The following is a 21,445-nucleotide window of genomic DNA, read 5'->3' on the forward strand; positions in this document are numbered from 1 at the left end:
ATGGCTGAACAAGCTACTGCTACAACTCGCTCACCACGTGCTCCACGCCGCGACAACAACCGCCGCGACGCTGCACCTGCTGAGCCAAAACAGTTCGAAGAACTGGTTATCAACATCGACCGCGTTGCGCGTGTTGTAAAGGGTGGACGACGTTTCCGCTTTAAGGCACTTGTTGTTGTGGGCGACCGCAAAAACAAGGTTGGCGTTGGTGTATCTAAGGGTGCCGACGTTCAGGCTGCTATTGCTAAGGCTACCGAGGTTGCTAAAAAGAACATGATTACGATCCCTGTTCTTAACGACACAATCCCTCACGACGCTGAAATAAAAGTCTCTGGTGCACAGGTACTTATCAAGCCAGCAGCTCCAGGTACCGGTATTATTGCCGGCGGTGTTGTTCGCTCGATTATCGGTGTTACCGGTATCCGCAACATGCTTTCTAAGTCACTTGGTTCAACCAACAAAGTTAACATTGCTTATGCAACGATTGACGCATTGAAGAGCCTTGTGCCTCGCGACGAGTGGTTAAACGCTCCCGCAAAGAAAGCTGCTAAGAAGGAGGACAAGTAATGAAATACAACGAACTCCAAACTATGCCAACACAAAACCGCAAACGCGTAGGCCGTGGTATCGCAGCAGGTCAGGGTAAAACCGCTGGTCGTGGTACTAAAGGTCAGGGTTCACGTACTGGTAAGAAACTTGGCGTTATGTTCCAGGGTGGACAGCGCGCACTTGTTCAGGCGGTGCCAAAAGCCCGAGGGTTCAAGAGCCTTAAGAGCCCAGCGCAGGTTGTTTACCTCGATCACCTTAACGCATTTGCTGGTAAAACAGTCACCAACACATCTCTTTACGAGGCTGGGTTGATTGCAACACCTTTCCATACTGTAAAAGTTATCGCTCGCGGTGAAATTACAGAAAAGGTAAACCTTCACGTTCAAGCTGCAAGCAAGAGCGTCCAGGAAGCTATTGTGAAGGCTGGTGGTACTTTCAAAAAGACCGCAACGCCTTTGCAAAAAAGCGCCAAAGAAGCAGAAAAAGCAGACAAATAAGCCCGCTGCTGCATTTTTCGGAGTATACTATGTAAAGTATACTCCGTGGAGTAGTAACAGTGATGACCATTTATAGAGAGGGTAGAACACATTCATGAACTGGAAAACTATTTTCCGATCATTCAAGAACAAAGACATGCAGAAGCGTCTGTTGATCGTTCTTGGCTTGATCGTTGCTTACCGCCTTTTGGCGCACATACCAGTGCCTTTGGCTGAACCGACACAACTTAAAGAAGTTATCAACAGCGTTGTTGGTGGCACCGACTTTGGTGGGTTCTTAAACCTCCTTTCGGGTGGTGCGCTTGCGCAATTCTCGATCGTGCTGGTGGGTATGAGTCCGTTTATTACGGCCTCTATTATCACGCAGCTTCTTACCAAGGCTATTCCAAGCCTTGAAGAACTTCACAAAGATGGTGAGTCGGGTCGCCGTAAGATTAACCAATGGACACGTATGCTATCTGTACCACTGGCAATCGTGCAGTCGATCGCTTTCATTTACATCCTTCGCCAAACCGTTCTGGCGGGCAACACCACTGGTATGGCCGACCCAACAATGATCGAATGGACAGTGGCCGTTACAGCTATGACCGCCGGCGCGCTGCTACTGATGTGGCTTGGTGAGCTTATTACCGAGCAAGGTGTCGGTAACGGTATTAGCCTTATTATCTTTGCCGGTATCATTAGCCAGTTGCCTCAAACACTTGCGACAATTGGAACGTCGCTTCTCGATACATCAGCTGGAATGCTTAATGTCTTTGGATGGTTTACGGTTCCGGTAAATCCGCTGGCGTTCTGGGTAACGCTAGGTATTGCCGTTGTCTCGCTTTTGGTACTTTACTTACTTGTAAAGATCAACGAAGCGCAGCGCGTTATCACTATCAACTACGCAAAACGCGTTCAGGGTAATAGTAGCTACGGCGGCGTTAAGAGCATGCTTCCGGTCAAGCTGATCGCAGCCGGTGTTATTCCCGTTATCTTCGCCGTTGCGTTCCTATCGCTTCCTGCATTCGTAGGGCAGGTGCTAAAGGCTACAAACAACCCGGCCTACACCGAACTTGCAGCAAACCTTATTGCTTGGTTCCAAGCACCGCAGCCTGGCGCATTTGCTGGCGATACCTTAGGTGCGCTTATCTACCCGGCAGCCTACTTTGTTCTCGTTATCTTGTTTACATATTTCTATACAGGTATCGTATTCAACGCCAGCGAGATTGCCGAAAACCTTCAGAAGCAGGGTGGCTTTATCGAAGGCGTTCGCCCAGGCAAGCAAACCGAAAAGTATCTTTCACGCACCGTCAACCGTCTTATCCTTTTCGGATCAATTACCCTAGGTCTTATTGCCGTTATGCCATTTGGCGCCGAATACATTTTTGCGCAGCTTGGTATCAACGCAGCCAACCTAGCTATTGGCGGTACCGGACTCCTCATTGTTGTGTCGGTAGGGCTTGAGTCGCTCCGCCAAATCAACTCGCGCGCACTCATGGTTACCTACGACGATTACAAATAATCCTCTGTAAAAATAACCACACTTAAAACGACACTTCCGGAGCAAAGTGTCGTTTTTCATGCAAAGCGTACGAATAAATAGAAATTAAACATCATATACGGCGCATAGGGGCTGCTGTAAGCGCTTTGTTTATAAAAACACGGGTCGAAACCGTCACTCGCAGCCGGCGCAGCGACAAGCGGTTGACCTAATTTTGAAATGCGCTACAATAAAAGTACCAAAACTATTTCGCGTGTTGGTAGCACTGCGAATATTCTCAAAAACGCTTGCGGGCGAAGATATTTTACTGTATAATCTACAACTGTAATTTATGGTAAGTCAAAAGGAAGTAATCAAGTTGCAAGGTAAGGTAGTGGAAGCACTGCCTAATACTCAATTTGTCGTCGAACTTGAGAATGGCCATAGGATTATTGCTCACATTTCGGGTAAAATGCGCAAGCACTATATTCGACTTGTACCGGGCGATAAAGTGGAAGTTGAGTTGACCCCTTACGATCTAACGAAGGGAAGAATCAGTTTCCGCCTGAGAGACGAGCAAAAGAGGCCTGACGACAATCAAAAGTCGTACGGTCGCGCTGCTTAAATATTAAATTAACGGAAAGCTGGAGTTTAAGACCTCATGAAGGTTCGTGCGAGTGTCAAGAAAATCAGTCCAGATGACCAGCTAGTGCGCCGAAAAGGCCGCTTGCGTGTTATCAACAAGAAAAAACCTAAGAATAAGCAAAGGCAGGGTTAAGCATGGCTCGAATTGCTGGGGTAGTTATCCCATCAGAAAAGCAAGTGCAGATCGCTTTGACGTACATTTACGGCATCGGTCCACACTTCGCATCGACCATCCTTGCGGCGGCAAAAATTGAGCCGACCACTCGGGTGAAAGATCTCACCGAGGCTGAAGAACAACGACTACGTGAAGTAATCGACACCGATTACACCGTAGAAGGCGACCTACAGCGCTTGGTAACAAATAATATTAAGCGTTTGAAGGACGTCAATGCGTATCGTGGTTTACGACACAAAGCAGGACTCCCCGTTAATGGACAGCGTACCCGAACGAACGCACGAACGCGTAAGGGTAAAGCTATTGCAGTAGGCGGAACGCAAAAGAAGGCCGCGTCTAAGACGTAGAAAGGATAGATTATGGCAGAAGCTAAAACGACAACTCGTAAAAAGCAGCGCCGATCAGTCCCTTCTGGTCAGCTGCACATTCAGGCAACGTTTAACAATACTATTGTGACGTTCACAGACAAAAAGGGAAACAAATTAGCAGCAAGTAGCGCAGGCGCTTGTGGTTTCCGCGGAAGCAAAAAAGGCACAGCATACGCTGCGCAAATTGCTGCCGAGAAAGCTGCAGAAGCAGTAAAGACACTTCACGGCCTTAACAGCGTTGACGTATTCGTCAAGGGTGTTGGTCTTGGACGTGACGCTGCGATCCGCGCAATGGGTAATTACGAAATTACCGTTGATAGTATTAAAGACGTGACAGGCGTACCACATGGTGGTGTTCGCCCACGTAAGGCTAGGAGGGCTTAACCTATGGCACGAGATACTTCGCCTATTGTGAAGCAAAGCCGCCGAGAAGGTTACGCGCTTCACCCTAAAGCACACAAAATCATGGCTAAAAAAGCCGGTATTCCAGGTCAGCACGCACATGGACGCCAGGGCAAACAAAGCCTCTACGCAACCCAACTTCGTGAGAAGCAGAAGGTTCGTCGCACATACGGTCTGCTTGAAAAGCAGTTCGCTCGACTTATGAGCGAAGCAAGTCGTCGCCGAGAAGGCCTAGCAGGTGAAAACCTTCTACAACTTCTTGAACTACGTCTTGATAACGCCGTTTACCGCGCAGGTTTTGCAACCAGCCGCCGCGCTGCCCGTCAGCTCGTTGGTCACGGTCACTTTATGCTAAACGGCCGCCGCGTCGACATTCCGTCAATCCGCCTTAAAGCTGGTGACGTACTTACTGTTCGCGAAAAAAGCACTAAGTCAGGATACTTCGCACAAATTGATGACATTGTTAAGAACTCAGTTCAAAGCCCACTTTCATGGCTCAAAAGCGATGTAAAGAAGCTAAAGATTGAGATTACGGGTCTTCCAAAGCGTGAAGAAGCAGAAGCAGACATTAATGAGCAGCTAATCGTTGAGTACTACTCACGTTAAAGGGTAAGGAGAAATAGTAATGTCCAAAGTAATTCACAACCCCGCACTCGCAAATATTGACGAGACAAGCACTACCAGCGCAACATTCTCTATCGAGCCGCTTCACGCTGGCTACGGTAACACCCTTGGTAACAGCTTGCGTCGTGTTCTCCTTTCGAGTATCGAAGGTGCCGCTATCGTCGCTTTCCGCATCGAAGGTGCAACACACGAGTTCACCACGGTTGATGGCGTTAAAGAAGACGTCGTTGACATCATGTTGAACCTCAAAAATATTCGCGTTAAAGTGCACAGCGACCAGCCTATCGAGCTTCGCCTCGAGAAAAAAGGCGCTGGCGTTATTACAGCAGGCGACATTAAAGCTAGCGGCGACGTAGAGATTATCGACCCAGAGCAAGTAATTGCTACTATCGACGATCCTAAAAAGTCTGTCGTTATGGACATTGTCGTTGAAGCTGGCCGCGGTTACCGTACTATCGAAGAATCAAGCGAAAGCCGTCTTCACAGCGATATGATCGCTCTTGACGCCGTGTTTAGCCCAGTTCTCCGCGTACGTTACAAAGTAGCAAGCACCCGTGTTGGCCAAGAAACCAACCTCGACAAGCTAGATATCAGTGTTGAAACCGACGGCTCAATCAGCCCACGTGAAGCATTCGAAGAAGCTGCTGCTATCCTTGTTAACCAATACACTGCACTTGCTGGTTCTACAACCGTAGAAGCTGCACCTGCACTTGGTCAGACACAAGAAGACGAAACCAGTGAGCTCAACACTTCAATCGAAGAACTTGGTCTTACTGCTCGTACTGCAAACGCGCTTATCAACAACGAAATTCGCACCGTTCACGACCTCGTGACCCTTAGCGAACAAGATTTGCGCGAACTAAAGGGCTTTGGAAGCAAAGCGCTTGATGAAGTTAAAGATAAACTAGCGGAGCTTGAACTCTAATGCATCGACACGGATACAAAGGGCGCAAGTTTGGTCGCGAACGCGACCAGCGCCGCGCATTGCTTAAAGGCTTAGCTACCAGCCTTGTCGAACACGGCAAGATTGAGACCACGCTTCCAAAAGCCAAAGAGCTAGTGCGTTACATAGAAAAAGTTATTACAAAGGCTAAAAAGGGTGACCTTCACAACCGCCGCCAAGTTATTGCCGCATTGTCTACACAGGCAGCTGCATTCAAACTTGTCGACGAGATCGCACCTCAGCTTACTGCTCGCAACAGCGGACACGTTCGTGTACAGCGTACACGCCTACGTGTTGGTGACGGCGCTCAGATGGCAACGATTGGTTTTGTTGACGAGCTAAAAGCCGCACCTAAAGAGGAGGTAAAAGCGTAATGTCTATCAACGCAAAAACTTACTCGCAAAAACCAAGCGAAGTTTCACGCCGATGGATTCTTATCGACGCATCAGAAGCTCCACTTGGCCGTATTGCAACCCAAATTGCTACCTACCTAACTGGTAAGTACAAGCCAAGCTACACACCACACATCGATGGCGGCGACTACGTAGTAGTTATCAACGCTAAAGATGCTGTTGTAACCGGCGACAAAGAAACTGGAAAAGTTTACTACCGTCACAGTGGTTTCCCTGGTGGTATCAAAGACGCGACACTTGCAGAAGTACGCGAAAAGTTCCCAGAGCGAATCATCGAAGCGGCAGTAAAGGGTATGCTTCCTAAAAACAAGCTGTCTCCAGAACGCATGAACCGCCTGCGCGTTTTTGCCGGTAGCGATCACACGCACACCGCACAAACTCCAGAGAAAGTTGAGGTTAAATAATCATGGCTGAAGGTAAATACTTCTACGGACTTGGTCGTCGTAAAGCCGCTACCGCCCGCGCACGTTTGTACGCAGGTAAGGGTACGGTCACGATCAACGACAAGCCAGCTGCTCAATACCTTTCAGAAAACAAAGCCCTTCTTGCCGAAGTTACCGATCCACTTGCGCTCGTTAACAAGCAAAAAGAGTTCGATGTTACTGTAAAAGTAAAGGGTGGTGGACTTGCCGGCCAGGTAGATGCAATCAAACTTGCAATCGCCAAAGCATTGACCGTTGGTCACGCCGACCTCCGCTCTACGCTTAAAAAAGCCGAGTTCCTACGCCGCGACCCACGCGAAAAAGAACGCAAGAAATACGGTCTTCGTTCTGCTCGCAAGCGCGAACAGTACTCAAAGCGTTAATCTGCTACAAGATACAAAACAACTCCTCTTATCGGGGAGTTTTTTGTTTTTTCACGCTCACATAGTATACTCACTTGCGCGCCACGGAGTCCAAAAACGAGCGCAAAATAGGCACGAACTGCAAAAAGCTAGAGAGACTGATCCATTCGTCTTCGCCATGATGCCCACCACCCACGCAACACGAAAGAATACAGGTGATGCCTGCATCGTAAAATGGAGGAGCGTCACTGGCGGCGCAAGATATAAACGGCAATGGCTTTTTACTGGTTACCCCCTCAACACTTTCGACGTACTTTTTAACAAGTGGATGATTAAGATCGGTTAGGACAGAAGAGCCGAGTGACTGTTCTTCAAAATGAAGGTCATATTTACGACAGAGCTCGTCAATCATATCGCGCTGAGCCTTCAGGTTTTCTTTATTTAAATAGCGTATTTCCACTGCAGCTGTCATTTCGGACGGCACGACGTTATATCCGTGACCTCCGTTAATCTTGCCGATATTGAGCGAATCAGTCCCCTCGTGATGATTTTCGAAACGCGTCTTTAGCTCATGCAGGGCATGGATTAACTTAAACGACGCACTGTCGCCCTCCCAAGGCCTAGCACCGTGCGCCGCCTTTCCCTTAGCCGTTAGGTCAAAGCGCCAGAACCCTTTTGCTACGGTTTCGATATCCCAACCCGGAGCTGTGGAGTCGGGCATAATACAAACACCTGGGCGCAGTCCGGCCTCAACGAGTCGCAGACAACTCTCGCTTCCAATTTCTTCGTCGGTCGTGATAAGAATGCCGAAATCATAGCTACTCAGATCCTCTTGAAGCTCATCCACCAACTGAAGATATCCCGCGATCGAAAATTTCATATCATAAGTACCGCGACCATAGAGCTTATCGCCCCTTCGTCGGAGTAGGAACACTTTATCACTCCCAGTTACGACATCGACATGAGCCGTTAGTAGCACAGTAGGATTTTGTAAGTTATCGCTACGAGTAGATGCAAGTAGGGTGCCGTGGCCATTGAAACGATCTCTCCTGCAATACATACCTCGCGTAGAAAGATACGACTCTATATAATCAAGAGCTGCTTCATTTGCTTTAGTATCATCGCTAATAGTCGGCATAGCGACTAGCCTCGCAAGCTGCAAATAAGCCTCGGTCTTCATTAGCTTCATTATACATCTTGCGCCATTTTTTTGATCCTAGATAATGATGCTACAATAGATATATGGGATTATTTGACGATTTACTAGGACAAGCATCAGAACTAACCGGATTCGGCCAGGACGCAGTTGACTCTGCTACTCAGGCAGCCGAAGACGCTAAAGCGCAGGTCGAAGACCAAGTGCAGGGCGCTACCGAGCAGCTTCCGCAAGATCCTGCGGATATTGCCGGCCAGTTCTTTGGCGGCGAAAACAACGAAAAGTAATAAATAATGTGGGACGAGCTGGTTCATCGGTGGCTAAAAATACCGTACACATTGAACGTGCGCGTCGACCAGCGCGTTAAAAAACCGCGCGCAACCATATTATTTATTCACGGCATAGGCAACAGTGGCGAGGCATGGAACGATGTCGTGTCGCGGCTACCAAGCGATCTACGGGTTATTACCGTAGATCTTTTGGGTTTTGGCAGTTCGCATAGGCCGCCCTGGGCGGTGTATAATGCTCGGTTGCAAGCAAGGTCAGTAATTGCGACGTTCTTAAAGTTACGCGTTCATGGGCCAGTTATCATAGTAGGGCATTCGCTGGGGTCGCTGATCGCCGTAGAGATCGCCAAAAAATATCCGCTGCTCGTACGCTCACTTATTTTGTGCAGCCCGCCGTTTTATAAGGTAGACGAGACAAAGCGTATATTACTACCAAGCAGCGACAAAATCCTGCGCGATATTTACCGCACTGCGCGCAGGTACCCGGAGCAATTTGTGCAGATTTCGATGCTGGCAGTAAAACTTGGGCTCGTAAACGCCTCGTTTAACCTCAGTAAAGACAACGCCGATACCTACATGAACGCGTTAGAATCGAGTATTATTAACCAAACGTCGCTACAAGACGCCACCGGGCTTTCAGTACCGACAAAAATTATTTACGGCAAGCTCGACCCGGTTGTTGTGGCGCGCAACCTAAAATACCTTGCCAAAGCCAACTCAAATATTACGGTCTCAAGCGTTATTGCCTCGCACGAAATACGTGGCGCGTTTATTCCGGCTATCACCCACGCGCTAGAAGAGGAAGTAAAAAAGCCTCGCCACACCATAAAAGATATGCTATAGTGACAACACTATGAACATTCAAACCAATTTCAACAGCAACTATTGGTTTACCGACAGTAATTCTGGCGGTTTGTTCCGTGTTTTTTAACACAATCTAGAAAATATAGAAGAGACCGCCAGAAGGCGGTTTTTTAATATTTTAACGACAAGGAACAATACGATGGCTGAACGAGCCCCTATACAACCAACCACTCACGAGTTAGCGCGCAGGCACCCGCGCACGCCCGACCACCACGAACTACTACTGCAACAACGTATGCGCGCCGCCGGACTAATAGGCGAGTACAGCACAGGTTTACTTGCCGTGATTGGCCCGTGCGCCATGACAAATGCCGAGGCGATTATTGCCCACGAATCCCGGCGCCTCACGCAGGTAAGCGCCGAGAATCCTGACCTGCTAGCACTCTACCGTGCGCCCGTATGGAAGCCACGCACTCGCAAAGAAGATTGGCATGGCCTCGAGACGACCGACCCCGAACTAGCATACCGAATCATGGTAGAACGCTCGCACGACACGGCGAACATGGCGGTTGAGATAGGCACCGATCCGCGACATCTTAGCCGCTACGGCGATCACACAACACTCGCCTGGAAAGGTGGCCGCAACCACGAAGAACCTGCTCTCACCGAAGCGTTGGCGCTATACGACCCTACGCTACCTGTAGCGGTAAAGAACGGTCTTGACGGCGATATAGCACCAGCCTTAGCGGATGTTGAGATGATAGAGACACTACGCAGAGGTGTCGGCGCAAGGGCTATACTACTGTTCCGCGGCGGATTAAACGCCACAAATCCCGAAGCATGGGAAGAGCAATACTTGCTTGCCCACGAGGCAACGAACGGACGCTTGCTGGTAGACTGGGCGCACGGTGGCGAACAAGCGCACGATCCGAACGGAAAGTTTGGAAAATCAGTCGAGGGGCAAATCGAGTGCATGGAACACACGATAGAAATCGCCGAACGCACGGGCAAAGCACCCGCCGGAATATTCGCCGAAGCAAGCAGTGCAGTCAGCCCGACCGACCCAGTTATGCCATTTGAAACAGCAGTAGAGGGCGCAATTACCCTCGCAAAAATTAAGCAATCACTCGCAGTGCGAGTATAAGGAGAACTACGATGTCATTTAATTTCGAAAAACCACGCAAACTATCGCAGCAAGACATAGAGGCTGCCGCGCGACTTACGGCCGCCGGGTTTGGCCGCGAGGCCGACGAGCATAATTACGCCGACACCCAGGCGCACCTAGAAAGCGCCGACTATTTACAAGTCGTTCGCATGGATAAGGAGCTTGTTGGATTCGCCGCGTACCGGCGATTACTTTGGCGGACGTGCAGCTGAGCTAGCCGGGATTATTGTGGATCCGAATGTGCAGCAGCATGGAATCGGCACGCATTTGGTGGGCGAGTTTGTGCGCGAGCACACGCCCGACCGCCTAACCGCCTACACGCGAAACCCATCGGTACTGCGTGTGCTGGGTAATGTTGGCATGGTAGACGACGTTCTACGGCATAGCGATCCAGAACGCATTGCGGCCACCCTACAGCACGCCACCGTGCACGACGGAGTCCTTTATCACATAGACCGCTACGCGCCCGATGGCCTTTATGGAACATTCGATCCTGCTACGCGCCAGTACAACGGCGAGATACTGCAAGAGCGCTGCGTTATGCTAGACAATAAAAACTCGGCGCTTGCGGTAAGCGTTGATTTAACAGGAGGTGAACGATGAAAATTCTACTTTTAGGCTCGCAACACGGCAACGAACTGCTGGGCGAAAAACTGTACGCACATATTAAAAATAAACGCACGGAACTTTTGCCGTACATAACGCACAAAAACGCCAATCTACGGGCGCGCAGGCAAAATGTGCGCTATACAGAATCGGATTTGAATCGCAGCTATAACGGTAAAAACACAACCTACGAAGAGCGCAGAGCGACGGCAATTTTGCGCTATATACAGCAGCAAGATTTCGACCTTGTACTTGATTTACATACCACTACCTGCAAGCAAGTGCCATGCCTTATTGCCCCTGGCATCACGCCCGATTTGCAGCGATTTATGCGCGCCAGTTCTATCGAAACGGTTGTAGAAATGAGCCACGATATCGTAAAAACATCGCTTATCGGCGTCCATAGCAAAAGCATTTCGGTAGAAGTAAATAGAAACGAAATTACGACCGATTTACTCGAGCAACTTTGCGATGATCTGCTGCGTTTTATACAAAATAAAGCGCACGATTTACCCAAAAAAGTATACAAAATTGACGACCTTTTACGCAAAAAATCAATCACTAGCGAACAAGCAAAAACGCTCAAAAACTTCGAGTACAGTCCACTCGGCTTTTACCCCGTACTAGTAGGCGAAAACTCATATAAAAAACAGACAGACTATCTGGGCTTTAAAGCGTACAAGGTACGCGTTTGTAAGGTATAATAAGGATAGCTATGACAAAACCAACTATTCTTACCGGCCTTCGCGCCAACAACGACCTCACGATAGGTAACTATTTTGGCGCAATGTTGCCAATGATCGACATGGCCAAGCAAAAATCGGCCGATTATCAAATCAACATGTTTATTCCTGATTTGCATAGTTTTACAACACCGATTGACCATGCGCAGCTATACGACCAAATCCTACACAACGCGCGACTATTCGTTGCCGCCGGCCTGCCACTAAACAACGACAGCATCTACCTGTACCGCCAAAGCTACATTTCAGCCCACAGCGAGCTAACGTGGATTTTGGATTGCTTTACAGGATTCGGCGAGATGGGACGCATGATCCAATTTAAAGACAAGTCCGCTTCGATTGGCGCAGATCGTACGAGCGTTGGCTTATTCAACTACCCAGTGCTTATGGCGGCCGACATACTGCTTTACAACGCCGAGTACGTTCCAGTAGGGGACGATCAAAGCCAGCATGTCGAATTCACCCGCGATATTGGCGAGCGCATGAACGCTCGTTTTGGCGATATCTTTACGGTGCCAAAACCCGTAAAAGAGCAGCACGCATTTTTTGGCAAAGACCAGGGACTTCGCATTAAAGATTTGGTAACGCCAACCAAAAAAATGAGCAAAAGCGACGATTCAGGCAAGGGCGTTATCTTTTTGGGTGACGAACCAAGCGAAGCTGCTAAAAAAATCATGTCGGCAACGACAGATGACTTAGCCGAGATTCATTTTGACCGCGAAAAGCAGCCAGGCATTAGCAACCTGCTAGAGATTTTGTCGCTACTGCGCGGCCAGCCGCTTACCGAAACTATTGCAGAGTTCGAGGGTCAAACTCGCTACGGCGACTTTAAAAAGGTCGTCGCAAACGAAATGGAAGCGTTCCTAGCGGAGTTCCAAACCCGTCTAGCAGCAATAAACGACGCCGAGCTTTTGCAAAAGCTTGAAGCATCGGAACGTACACTTACAACAACCGCAAATGCAACCCTTCTTCGCGCCCAACAAGCCGTCGGCTTGCGCCCGAAAGAGGTCTAAACACTATGGTTAAAGTTTCAAGCTCGGATATTCTGGCGATTTTACGTCGCTTTGAACTAGCAAACGAAGATAACGTCCCGCGTCATATCGAACATGTAAAGTTTTCGAACCCACACGAAAAAAACACGCTAATTTCGTTTCGCTACAACAAGCGTCAATTCTACGTTTTGTTCGACGACACCGCCGAAGACGACGAAGCATATATTCTTCAGCAAATTCGCACCGACAAGCAAGATGTTATCGGTGATATTCTAGAGAACCCACACGATTCTACCGCAACATTCGGTCTGCCGTTCAAAGGCAAGGAAATCTACCTGTTTGCCGTAAAATCAGACAAAAAACGACTCGATAATATTCTATCGTCGCTTTACCCAGATATCTCGCGCAGCACATGGCAAAAGCGTATCAAAGCTGGCCATGTAAGTGTGAACGGCGAAGTACAGACATCACCAAAGTTTGCTGCTACCGATGCCGACAACATTGCCGTTCACACACCTGACGCAGCAGATTATAGTGAGCATGAACTACCGATTGTTTATATCGACGAAAACGTTATTGTTATTAACAAACCTATCGGCGTATTAACGCACTCAAAAGGTGCAATGAACGAAGAGTTCAGTGTGGCTGATTTTTTCCGTCGTTATTCTACCTACAATAGCGACACAAACCGCCCAGGCATCGTTCACCGGTTGGATCGCGACACGAGTGGAATCATGATTGGCGCACGCAACCCCGAAACTGCAACAATGCTGCAAAAACAGTTCGCCGATCGCAAGACTAAAAAGACATATATTGCAGTTGTCGAAGGCGTCTTAAAGCAAGACGCCGCAAAAATCGAACTCCCAATTGGTCGTAATCCGTCTGCGCCAAGCACGTTTCGTGTCGACGCCAAGGGAAAAGTTGCCACCACAAACTATACCGTGCTCGATGCAAATGACACGGAGAGTCTTGTAGAACTTCGACCCGTCACTGGCCGCACGCACCAGCTGCGCGTTCATATGTCGTACATTGGCAACCCGATTGTTGGCGACCGCGTATACGGCAAACCAGCCGACAGGCTTTATTTGCACGCTTACAAACTTGAAGTAACCATTCCTTCAGGCGACCGCAAGGTTTTTGACGCGCCGCTTCCTGCCGAGTTCAAAGCCAAATTTCCTAACACCTCGCTATGACCCTAATTGTTCATCCATCGTCGCAAAAAAAGCTCGATCAACTGGCGCAAGAATTACCCCAGGCAGTGCTACTTAGCGGCGAAAAGGGGGTAGGGCTTTATGCTATCGCCAAGCATTTAGCGGGCAAACGTTTTGCTGGAGAGCTTCACCCTCAGGACATAAAAGAAAACGCCGATGAAAACGGCACAATCCGCGTCGAAATGGTGCGCAGTCTTTACGAACAAACACGAGCAAAGCACACCACCGACAAAGTTATCGTTATTGATAACGCCGATCGCATGAGCCACGGCGCCCAAAATGCATTTTTAAAGCTTCTCGAGGAGCCAAATGCACATATTCATTTTATTCTTACGGCGCATGCGCCCCAGAAATTATTGCAAACGATTCGCTCGCGCGTTCAGCATTCTCATATTCAACCAGCAACACCAGCACAAACGGCCGAGCATATCACCAGCCTTGGAATTAGCGATCCGACACGAAAAGCCCAGCTGTCATTTATTGCCGAGGGTTTACCGGCGGAAATATCGCGCCTTGTGGCCGACGACGAGTATTTTAAAGAGCGTGCCCGAATTATCGGCGACGCCCGCACGTTTTTACAAGCCGATAAATACGGTCGTCTTGTTATCGTACAAAAATACCGCACCGATAGGGCCGAGGCTCTTCAATTTATCGACAGCACCTTGCAGATTCTTCGCCGCAGTATTAGCGCCAAGCCTCAGCAACAGCTTATTACACAGCTCGATAAGCTACTGGAGACCCGTGAACGTATCAGTGCAAACCACAATATAGCGCTTCAGCTCGCCCGGTTCGTGGTATAATACTTGTATATGTTAGGAATCTTACTGATTGCAGCTTTTGGCGCATGGGCCGTATTGCGACAGCAAACCATCACCGAAGTTGCTACAGATTTACCACTCAAAATATCCGATAAGCTAGAGCAGCTGTGGGATGTTGCGCAGGAATCTTTGCGTGATAAAAAATATTTGCGCGCCGAAAAAGCCCTGCTTACTATTTTGCGCGTCGATGAGCGCAACGCCACCGCCTACAATCGCCTCGGTATTTTATATGCCAAACAACAGGCGTTCAAAGATGCTATCGAATGTTTCGAGATCGCCCAAAGCCTAGAGCCAAGCGCAAGTAGTCTTCATAACGTTGGACTTATCTACTACGAAACAAAGCAATACGAAAAAGCGGCGCTCGCCTTTGAGCAAGCCCTGGCCATGGAAAGCGACCTGGCCGCACGACACGTTGCCTACGCAAAAGTACAAGAGAAGCTTGGCCGCAATAAAAAGATGATTGAATCACTTGAGCGTGCCGTCGAGATAGATGAATCGCCACAAACACTTAATATTCTTGCCGACGCCTACGATCGTAATGATCAGCAAGAACTAGCGGCAGAGCTTCGCGCTAAGGCAACGAAAATGCTTATTCCGCAAGCACCACCAAAACCTCGAATGTCCCGCCCGCAACGCAAGGTTATGTAGCTCTAAAACTACTTGAAAATACTTATCAATTACAGTACACTTGTATCTGTACCACGCGCAATTTTACGCCGCTTTAGCTCAGTTGGTTAGAGCAGCTGTTTTGTAAACAGCAGGTCTTCGGTTCGAGTCCGAAAAGCGGCTCCACGTGCGCTGGGGTAGTGAAGCGGTCAAACACAACAGACTGTAAATCTGTCGGCATTCGCCTTCGTAGGTTCGAATCCTACCCCCAGTACCATAGTAAAAAGCCTTCGTCTTACGACGCAAGGCTTTTTACTTTATGGGGATGTATCAGCAATATATATGCCTTCAAAACAAACCAACAAAAAACTCCCCGTCGGATCGACAGGGAGAAGAGTAAGTGGCAGGATTAATTAGCTCTTACGAGGCTTGATTTCGTTGCGGCCGAGGCTCTTTTTGGTTTCAACGTAAAACGCGTGAACGCGTGCGATTGGATCGTACTTGCGGATACGGATTTTTTCGGTGGTGTTTTGCACGTTCTTGGTGGTGTAGTAACTACGGTGACCCGTAAGTTCGCTTACAAGACCAACTAGTTTGCGCTTTGTATTCTTCTTTGCCATTACTTACTCACTTAGATTTATTATTGCTCTTATATTTATTCTAGCATGAAAATATCATAATTACTAGAGGTGGACACTAAAAATGGAGCCACGACTGGGATTTGAACCCAGGACCTCATCCTTACCATGGATGCGCTCTACCAACTGAGCTATCGCGGCGTACCTCGGTTAATTGTACCAAAAAGAGGTATTTATGCCAAGTACGATTACTTCTTGCGCGTGTTTGTAGCGCGGCGAACCGAAAGACGAGCAAACAGTGCAGATTGCAAAAGCGACCATACCACAGCGTTCACAAGGAACATGCCAGCGCTAATAATAGCGACAAGCAGTAGATTCTGGCCAAGGTCACGATTTAGTAGACCAATAATGCCAGCGATGATTAGCATAACGAAAGCAATCGCCAAGTATGCCTGTTGCAACTTGGCACGCTCGTCGTTTTTACTGTTCCAGGTGACAAGGGTTTCTTTAATAGATTCAAACATCACAAATCCTCATTGACTTAATAGTACTATTTTAGCACTAAATAGTTTAAATGTCAATTTTATATCTGTTTGATTCGTTCGTCGAGAGCCTTAGAAAGCCAGAGACCATGCTTGAGCATGCGCTCAAGAAAAGCCGTCGTAGGACGCTGGTGCTCTGCGTAGAGATACAGGCAGCCGTCGGTAATTTCTACCGTAAGGCTCCCGAAATCATTGGCAATCGTAGAAGTAATCTCCGGACTCAGTAGGCGCTCTATCTCAAGAGCATGCGCGGGTTCGGTATAAATTGCATATCTGTTTACAAACGCCGAGGAGTACGCACCGAATGTTCCCAAAGGAGCTCTTGATAGGTGAGAAAACTTCGTAAACAGATGTGCATAGAATGTTTCACTGTAGGTATGAAGTCCAAGAAATGTATGAGGAATATCGCGCGAGGTATGGAGGTCGAACGTCATAATTATCCAGTCATGCTGTTTTGCGGGCTTGCCTGGAAATTTTAGAGTATCAACACGCTCAACCAGCATAATATCGTAGCCGTCGTAGTCGCCGATACAGTAGTGATTATCGCGATGATTTGCCGAAAGCGTTAAGCCACGGATAAGCCGGTGATCGTCACTTCGTTGGTCGACATAGCCAAAGTACACCAGACCAAATTTGTCGGCAAATTGCATGAACGCGCGCATATGAAGCCGCGATTGCAGTACCTTCGCCGGAACAAAGGCCTTCATCATATAGCGCCCATGTTTAAGGAGTGCTCTCTTATCCATTTGCCGTTTTCTCGGTTATTGTATCAAGGAGTGTCGCAATATATTCTGCATGACTCCATGTAAGGGGCGCCACAGACACTGCCGAATTATCGATAGGACTTAGTTGCTCAGACAGAATACCCGTACTTGTAGCGTGGTCCCGCACCCAGGCAGTGATTTCGTGTGCTTTGTCGGTTTTATCGGTCTCGAGGTAATACTGGGCAAGCCATAATGATGAAATTAACCACCAGTTACCCGTAACATCGTTACTGACACGGCGATAATTGTCGTTTTCGTAACGAGGCAAACCTATTGCGCCGTCGTTCACCCCGAAAGTGCGCATCATCGTGTCGATGCTCGCGTTTAGCTCATCGCTTCCTACGGGGAACAAACCAAACATGAACGATCCGAATATGCTCGACATATCGAGCGTTTCGTCGTGTTCGATAGTGCCGTTTTTTACCAACAGCCCTTTATAGAACGCTTTGCGCTCGCTATTGTAAAGGTGCTTGTGGGCAGCTTGCAAAATATCATCGGCACGCGAGCGCCACATAACCGCCTTGTCTGAATCTGCTGCAATTTCTGCCAGGTCAGCTGCCGCGAGAAGGGCGGCATACACAACAGAAGTCGTGTAGGTTGTTGTAAGGTAGCGCTCTTCCCATAAGTCGTAGCTGGCACGTGGCAAGCCAGTGGTGCTTTCGATATAATTTGTCAAGAAATCTGCCATAGGAGCCACCATAGTGTGATAGAACTCATTTAGTAAACGTGGCTCTGGATGCATGTGATAGAACTGTGCAAACACAAACAGTACGAGCGCTGTTTCGTCTTGCTGGATCGGCGGCGAAGTATGGCCGTCATCGTGCACATAGGGGTGCCAACTACTACCAAGCGCCCCATCAGCCCTATATTTATGCATAAGAAACCCGCCTGGATGCATTCCGCGCCGACAAAATTCGAAAAAGCGATATGGCTCATCGAAATACCCCATGCGAATAAGCGGCCACAGTACATATGCACCGTCGCGCGGCCAACAGTAGGCGTAGGCATCGCGCGAGTAATTGAGCATGGTAGTGTCGGTGCTTGCAATCACAGCCCCGCGCTTATCGATCTGCGACTTTATAATCATGACGCTTTTTAGAAAACTCTCACGGTATTCTGGGGCAATCTTGTTTGCAACATGCTGCGCCGGCTCGAGCCATTTATGCCACCAATTTGCAGTGTCTTCAATGTGTTTTGCAAACCCTTGTTCACGAATTTGCTTGTGAATAAACAATGCCTCACGAGTTGACGTTCCCGCGGCAATCCAGTAATTAACTCGTTCCGAGCTATGTGCTCCAATAAGCATTCTAAATCGCAGCGTTGAATCAACTCGGCCGTGTTCGACAGCACACATACTCAACTCGCCGTCGTCGGCATCGCGGTACGTACCCTCGCGGCCTTCGATACCAAAAAGTCCGACCGTATATTGATCGAAGGGTTTTCCGGCAACGGTTCCCGATACAATAAATGCGCGGCGCCCACGATAATGCAATATTGCATCGCTGTCTGGCAAGTACTGCGCCGTATCGGTATTACTTCTGGCATCACCAATAACAAACGCCTGGTGCATAAATAGCCGCACCTCACGCTCGTTTGCTCGAAGGTTAACCACATGGATATTACGTAAAAAGGCGCTGATTGTCGAATCAACCACGTCATCAAGCTCTAACAGTATGCCTAAGCGGTCGTTTCGGGCGATCGTGTGGCCGATAAGGGCATTGTGCGGATAACGGAACTGGAACGTCCATTCATCGTCGTCGAGCCAGCTTAACTGGCCATCTACCCAAACACCAATATGATGCCGCAGCGATTTGCCAGCCGCATGGTTTTCGAGGCCTACATACGGATAGTAAAAATCGTGAACAAGCCCGTATTTATTTATACCGACATGAAGTTCACCATTACTAAGTACGATAGGTCTAGCCATGAAAACCTCCGTGTTTACGATATTCAAACAACCGGTAACGAACATCGCGAAGCGCGTTCATGAAATACAAAAACGCATCGTACGGCGAGTCGTAAGGACTAAAGTAAGCGTGAACATCGCCGTCGGTAAACCATTTGGTGCACATATAGTAAACGTGGTCAGAAGTCTGTAATTTACGCCAGTCAGCGATCAATTCGGCGTCACCACTGCGAACAATATCGTCTTCGAGCGCGTACAAGTGTCGCAGCGCCTCCTGTTGCATGTCGTTACCCAGCCAGGCCGTGAGGTCACGCTCGGTGTCTGCCCACGTTACGGTGTGCGGCATGCTTATTTCACCCTCGGGTTTATGCGTATCGATTGCCTCGGAAACCGTATAGAATGTATTTTCAGAGTTAGACAGCCACTTTCCGATAAAATGCTCGAAGAAATCAAAAATTCCCGTGTCTTGCCATTGATGCTCGCCGAATGTCTCATAGTCCATAAAGAGGTTTATGAGCGGGCTAGATGAGATTGAGTCATTCATCCACGAGTTGTAGGTATCGGCGGTGAGTGGCCACTGTTCCCATGCCTGGTTGCTAAAGCGAAAGGCAAGGTCGTCACTAAGGCGATAGTTTTTAAGAAGAAGACTAATGTTATCGGTACCAACCGGCTTGTAGACATGGTTAGGGCTACGCCACTCAAGAATCGGATCCCAGCCTTCTGCCATAATACCTTTAAAACCGTATTCATCTGCCCATTTAGCCAAGCTGTCGTTATACGAAAGCTCAGTGTTACGGAATACACTCGTCTCTACACCAAACAATTCGCGAACCTTATCGCGGTGCATACGAACCTGTCGTTCAAACTCCTCGAGACTATAAAAGAAGGCGAGGCTGTGATAGTACGTTTCGGAAACGATTTCGACACGACCAGTATCGACAAGACGCCTAAAACTCTCTAGGACATCTGGCGCCCATTTTTCGGCTTGCTCCATAAATGTGCCTGTAATACTTAGTGATACGCGGAATTCAGGATGAGTATTGAGCAACTTTTCGAGTAGCGCGTTCATAGGGCGATACGACTTATCGGCTACCTTGCGAAGAACTTTTTCGTTATTCCTATCGGTCGATGTATCGGATTCATCAAAGTAATCATGGTGCTCTGAAGTATCAAAAATACTATATTTGCGCACACGCCACGGCTGGTGAACATGCATATAAAGAACAATGCCGCGTTTGCTCATGCAGCAACCTTAACTCTTACTTTGCCGTAGGTATCGATACACTGATGCGCCACATCGTTCCATGAAATCTGCGCGTACTCGTGCTTTACGTTGTCTTTTAGCGCGCGGGCAAGCGATGGGGAAGTGGCAATTCCAACCAGCTGGTCGGCCAAAACATCAGTATCCCAAAAGTCGTAGCGAAAAATGTTATGAAGGATCTCGCCGACACCCGATTGCTTGGTGATAATAAGTGCCGTATCGTGGTGTGCTGCCTCGAGCGCCGTTAGTCCGAATGGCTCACTTACCGAACTCATCACAAAAACGTCTGCAATATTGTAGGCATCGCGCCACTGCTTGCCGCGAACAAACCCTGTAAAGAAAATCTTGTCGGATATGCCTAGTTCGGCACTCAGCTCAATCAGCTCGTCGCGCTGTTCGCCGTCGCCAGCCAGCAAAAACACCAGCTTATCAATACGTTCACACGCACGAGCAGCACCTCGTATAAAATGAGTAAGGCCTTTTTGAATCGTAAATCTTGTTACTGCTACGACCACTGTATATCCCTCTTCCTTAAGAGATTCGAGGTACTTGTACGTGCTAAAATCGTAATCATAAGTTCCCATGCTCGCAATATCGATTGCGTTATACACCACTTCTATTTTGTCTGCAGGTATATTGTACTTATGTATAATGATATTTTTAGTGATATTACTCACTGCAATGATACGATCGGCCATCATAAGGCCTTGGTACTCTATATCGTGCACGATTGGGTTGCCCGAAAGTTCGCCTGAGCGATCAAACTCGGTTGCATGTACATGAACAACAAGCGGCGCGCCGGTGAGCTCTTTGGCTCGCATACCGGCTTCCATAGTAAGCCAATCGTGAGCGTGAATTGTATCAGGGTGGACGGTTTTTACCAGCTGTTCGACATACTGCACATAGCGTTTTTGAACACCGCGAAGGTCATTTAAGTCGTTACTGTCTACTTCATCGAGGCCAAGCTGGCGAAGATATTTACTGTCGTACGCGCCCATAAGCCCGTATTTTGCTAAAGGCTCGAGCTTTGTGGCGGCATGAATTGTCATAAAGTCAGAATCTGGATGATGCGCCTCGTAGGGAACAACAAAATCAATCGACATGCCTTCAATAGCCAATGCTTTGGCCATTTGGTGACATGCGA

29 protein-coding genes and 3 tRNA genes are annotated in these 21,445 nt (G+C 48.4%); 24 read left to right on the top strand and 8 right to left on the bottom strand.

Annotated elements, in window-relative coordinates; translation table 11 throughout:
• The 12 genes from rpsE to rpsI all read left to right on the top strand — a co-directional run bounded on the left by rpsE (position 1) and on the right by rpsI (position 6,883).
• Positions 1-567 carry a 30S ribosomal protein S5 gene (gene rpsE / locus HZB75_02650; protein ID QQG50415.1) on the top strand — a complete coding sequence of 189 codons (567 nt, stop codon included), beginning with the start codon at positions 1-3 and terminating at the stop codon, positions 565-567.
• The gene (rplO, locus tag HZB75_02655) at positions 567-1,046 is read left to right on the top strand and encodes a 50S ribosomal protein L15 (protein QQG50416.1); all 480 of its coding nucleotides are present in this window, start codon (positions 567-569) and stop codon (positions 1,044-1,046) included. Before rpsE ends, rplO begins: the two co-directional genes overlap by 1 nt.
• 94 nt (positions 1,047-1,140) lie before the next feature.
• Positions 1,141-2,550 carry a preprotein translocase subunit SecY gene (gene secY / locus HZB75_02660; GenBank protein QQG50417.1) on the top strand — a complete coding sequence of 470 codons (1,410 nt, stop codon included), beginning with the start codon at positions 1,141-1,143 and terminating at the stop codon, positions 2,548-2,550.
• 310 nt (positions 2,551-2,860) lie between these two features.
• Positions 2,861-3,133 carry a translation initiation factor IF-1 gene (gene infA / locus HZB75_02665; protein QQG50418.1) on the top strand — a complete coding sequence of 91 codons (273 nt, stop codon included), beginning with the start codon at positions 2,861-2,863 and terminating at the stop codon, positions 3,131-3,133.
• Positions 3,134-3,169: 36 nt separating this feature from the next.
• Positions 3,170-3,286: a 50S ribosomal protein L36 gene (gene rpmJ / locus HZB75_02670; protein ID QQG50419.1), complete on the top strand. Its 117-nt coding sequence runs from the start codon at positions 3,170-3,172 to the stop codon at positions 3,284-3,286.
• Between the two features lie 2 nt (positions 3,287-3,288).
• Positions 3,289-3,675: a 30S ribosomal protein S13 gene (rpsM, locus tag HZB75_02675; protein ID QQG50420.1), complete on the top strand. Its 387-nt coding sequence runs from the start codon at positions 3,289-3,291 to the stop codon at positions 3,673-3,675.
• Between the two features lie 12 nt (positions 3,676-3,687).
• The gene (rpsK, locus tag HZB75_02680) at positions 3,688-4,080 is read left to right on the top strand and encodes a 30S ribosomal protein S11 (GenBank protein ID QQG50421.1); all 393 of its coding nucleotides are present in this window, start codon (positions 3,688-3,690) and stop codon (positions 4,078-4,080) included.
• A gap of 3 nt (positions 4,081-4,083) precedes the next feature.
• Entirely contained in the window at positions 4,084-4,704 is a 621-nt protein-coding gene (rpsD, locus tag HZB75_02685) for a 30S ribosomal protein S4 (GenBank protein ID QQG50422.1), read from the top strand.
• A 19-nt stretch (positions 4,705-4,723) separates the two neighbouring features.
• Positions 4,724-5,647, top strand: a complete 924-nt coding sequence (locus HZB75_02690) for a DNA-directed RNA polymerase subunit alpha (protein QQG50423.1) — start codon at positions 4,724-4,726, stop codon at positions 5,645-5,647.
• A complete protein-coding gene (rplQ, locus tag HZB75_02695; protein ID QQG50424.1) occupies positions 5,647-6,039 on the top strand; it encodes a 50S ribosomal protein L17 in 393 nt (130 codons plus the stop codon). The genes HZB75_02690 and rplQ overlap by 1 nt, the downstream gene beginning before the upstream one ends.
• A complete protein-coding gene (gene rplM, locus HZB75_02700) occupies positions 6,039-6,482 on the top strand; it encodes a 50S ribosomal protein L13 (GenBank protein ID QQG50425.1) in 444 nt (147 codons plus the stop codon). Before rplQ ends, rplM begins: the two co-directional genes overlap by 1 nt.
• A 2-nt stretch (positions 6,483-6,484) precedes the next feature.
• A complete protein-coding gene (gene rpsI, locus HZB75_02705; GenBank protein ID QQG50426.1) occupies positions 6,485-6,883 on the top strand; it encodes a 30S ribosomal protein S9 in 399 nt (132 codons plus the stop codon).
• A 70-nt stretch (positions 6,884-6,953) separates the two neighbouring features.
• Here rpsI and HZB75_02710 read toward each other — a convergent pair whose 3' ends face one another.
• Positions 6,954-8,042, bottom strand: coding sequence for a M20 family metallopeptidase (locus HZB75_02710; protein QQG50427.1), 1,089 nt, complete (start codon positions 8,040-8,042; stop codon positions 6,954-6,956).
• Positions 8,043-8,104: 62 nt separating this feature from the next.
• On the opposite strand from HZB75_02710, the gene HZB75_02715 reads away from it, so the two are divergent.
• The 12 genes from HZB75_02715 (at position 8,105) to HZB75_02770 (ending at position 15,527) form a co-directional block, all read left to right on the top strand.
• Positions 8,105-8,305, top strand: a complete 201-nt coding sequence (locus tag HZB75_02715; protein ID QQG50428.1) for a hypothetical protein — start codon at positions 8,105-8,107, stop codon at positions 8,303-8,305.
• Positions 8,306-8,311: 6 nt separating this feature from the next.
• Positions 8,312-9,148, top strand: coding sequence for an alpha/beta fold hydrolase (locus HZB75_02720; protein QQG50429.1), 837 nt, complete (start codon positions 8,312-8,314; stop codon positions 9,146-9,148).
• 160 nt (positions 9,149-9,308) lie between these two features.
• Positions 9,309-10,253 (top strand): hypothetical protein, encoded by a 945-nt coding sequence (locus tag HZB75_02725; GenBank protein ID QQG50430.1) that lies wholly within the window; start codon positions 9,309-9,311, stop codon positions 10,251-10,253.
• An 11-nt stretch (positions 10,254-10,264) separates the two neighbouring features.
• The gene (locus tag HZB75_02730) at positions 10,265-10,486 is read left to right on the top strand and encodes a hypothetical protein (protein ID QQG50431.1); all 222 of its coding nucleotides are present in this window, start codon (positions 10,265-10,267) and stop codon (positions 10,484-10,486) included.
• Positions 10,437-10,877: a hypothetical protein gene (locus HZB75_02735; GenBank protein QQG50432.1), complete on the top strand. Its 441-nt coding sequence runs from the start codon at positions 10,437-10,439 to the stop codon at positions 10,875-10,877. Before HZB75_02730 ends, HZB75_02735 begins: the two co-directional genes overlap by 50 nt.
• Positions 10,874-11,584, top strand: a complete 711-nt coding sequence (locus tag HZB75_02740; protein QQG50433.1) for a succinylglutamate desuccinylase/aspartoacylase family protein — start codon at positions 10,874-10,876, stop codon at positions 11,582-11,584. Before HZB75_02735 ends, HZB75_02740 begins: the two co-directional genes overlap by 4 nt.
• An 11-nt stretch (positions 11,585-11,595) precedes the next feature.
• Positions 11,596-12,636: a tryptophan--tRNA ligase gene (trpS, locus tag HZB75_02745; GenBank protein QQG50434.1), complete on the top strand. Its 1,041-nt coding sequence runs from the start codon at positions 11,596-11,598 to the stop codon at positions 12,634-12,636.
• A 5-nt stretch (positions 12,637-12,641) separates the two neighbouring features.
• Positions 12,642-13,808 (top strand): RluA family pseudouridine synthase, encoded by a 1,167-nt coding sequence (locus HZB75_02750; protein ID QQG50435.1) that lies wholly within the window; start codon positions 12,642-12,644, stop codon positions 13,806-13,808.
• The gene (locus HZB75_02755; GenBank protein ID QQG50436.1) at positions 13,805-14,626 is read left to right on the top strand and encodes an AAA family ATPase; all 822 of its coding nucleotides are present in this window, start codon (positions 13,805-13,807) and stop codon (positions 14,624-14,626) included. Before HZB75_02750 ends, HZB75_02755 begins: the two co-directional genes overlap by 4 nt.
• A gap of 9 nt (positions 14,627-14,635) precedes the next feature.
• Positions 14,636-15,292 carry a tetratricopeptide repeat protein gene (locus HZB75_02760; GenBank protein QQG50437.1) on the top strand — a complete coding sequence of 219 codons (657 nt, stop codon included), beginning with the start codon at positions 14,636-14,638 and terminating at the stop codon, positions 15,290-15,292.
• 67 nt (positions 15,293-15,359) lie between these two features.
• A tRNA-Thr gene (locus HZB75_02765) sits at positions 15,360-15,436 on the top strand.
• Positions 15,437-15,441: 5 nt separating this feature from the next.
• Positions 15,442-15,527: transfer RNA gene (locus HZB75_02770), tRNA-Tyr, on the top strand.
• A gap of 136 nt (positions 15,528-15,663) precedes the next feature.
• On the opposite strand, the gene rpmG is transcribed toward HZB75_02770, so the two are convergent.
• From rpmG to HZB75_02805, 7 genes are all read right to left on the bottom strand, one after another.
• A complete protein-coding gene (gene rpmG, locus HZB75_02775) occupies positions 15,664-15,870 on the bottom strand; it encodes a 50S ribosomal protein L33 (protein QQG50438.1) in 207 nt (68 codons plus the stop codon).
• An 83-nt stretch (positions 15,871-15,953) separates the two neighbouring features.
• A tRNA-Thr gene (locus HZB75_02780) sits at positions 15,954-16,029 on the bottom strand.
• 47 nt (positions 16,030-16,076) lie between these two features.
• On the bottom strand, positions 16,077-16,352 hold the full coding sequence (locus HZB75_02785) for a hypothetical protein (protein QQG50439.1): 276 nt from the start codon (positions 16,350-16,352) through the stop codon (positions 16,077-16,079).
• Between the two features lie 59 nt (positions 16,353-16,411).
• Positions 16,412-17,080: a hypothetical protein gene (locus HZB75_02790; protein QQG50440.1), complete on the bottom strand. Its 669-nt coding sequence runs from the start codon at positions 17,078-17,080 to the stop codon at positions 16,412-16,414.
• Between the two features lie 28 nt (positions 17,081-17,108).
• Positions 17,109-19,061, bottom strand: a complete 1,953-nt coding sequence (locus tag HZB75_02795; GenBank protein ID QQG50441.1) for a glycoside hydrolase family 15 protein — start codon at positions 19,059-19,061, stop codon at positions 17,109-17,111.
• Positions 19,054-20,283 carry a glycoside hydrolase family 57 protein gene (locus tag HZB75_02800; GenBank protein ID QQG50442.1) on the bottom strand — a complete coding sequence of 410 codons (1,230 nt, stop codon included), beginning with the start codon at positions 20,281-20,283 and terminating at the stop codon, positions 19,054-19,056. Before HZB75_02800 ends, HZB75_02795 begins: the two co-directional genes overlap by 8 nt.
• Positions 20,280-21,431 carry a glycosyltransferase family 4 protein gene (locus HZB75_02805; GenBank protein ID QQG50443.1) on the bottom strand — a complete coding sequence of 384 codons (1,152 nt, stop codon included), beginning with the start codon at positions 21,429-21,431 and terminating at the stop codon, positions 20,280-20,282. The genes HZB75_02800 and HZB75_02805 overlap by 4 nt, the downstream gene beginning before the upstream one ends.
• Positions 21,432-21,445 lie beyond the last annotated feature (14 nt).

The sequence above is a fragment of the Candidatus Saccharibacteria bacterium genome (assembly GCA_016432585.1).
Taxonomy (GTDB): domain Bacteria; phylum Patescibacteriota; class Saccharimonadia; order Saccharimonadales; family Saccharimonadaceae.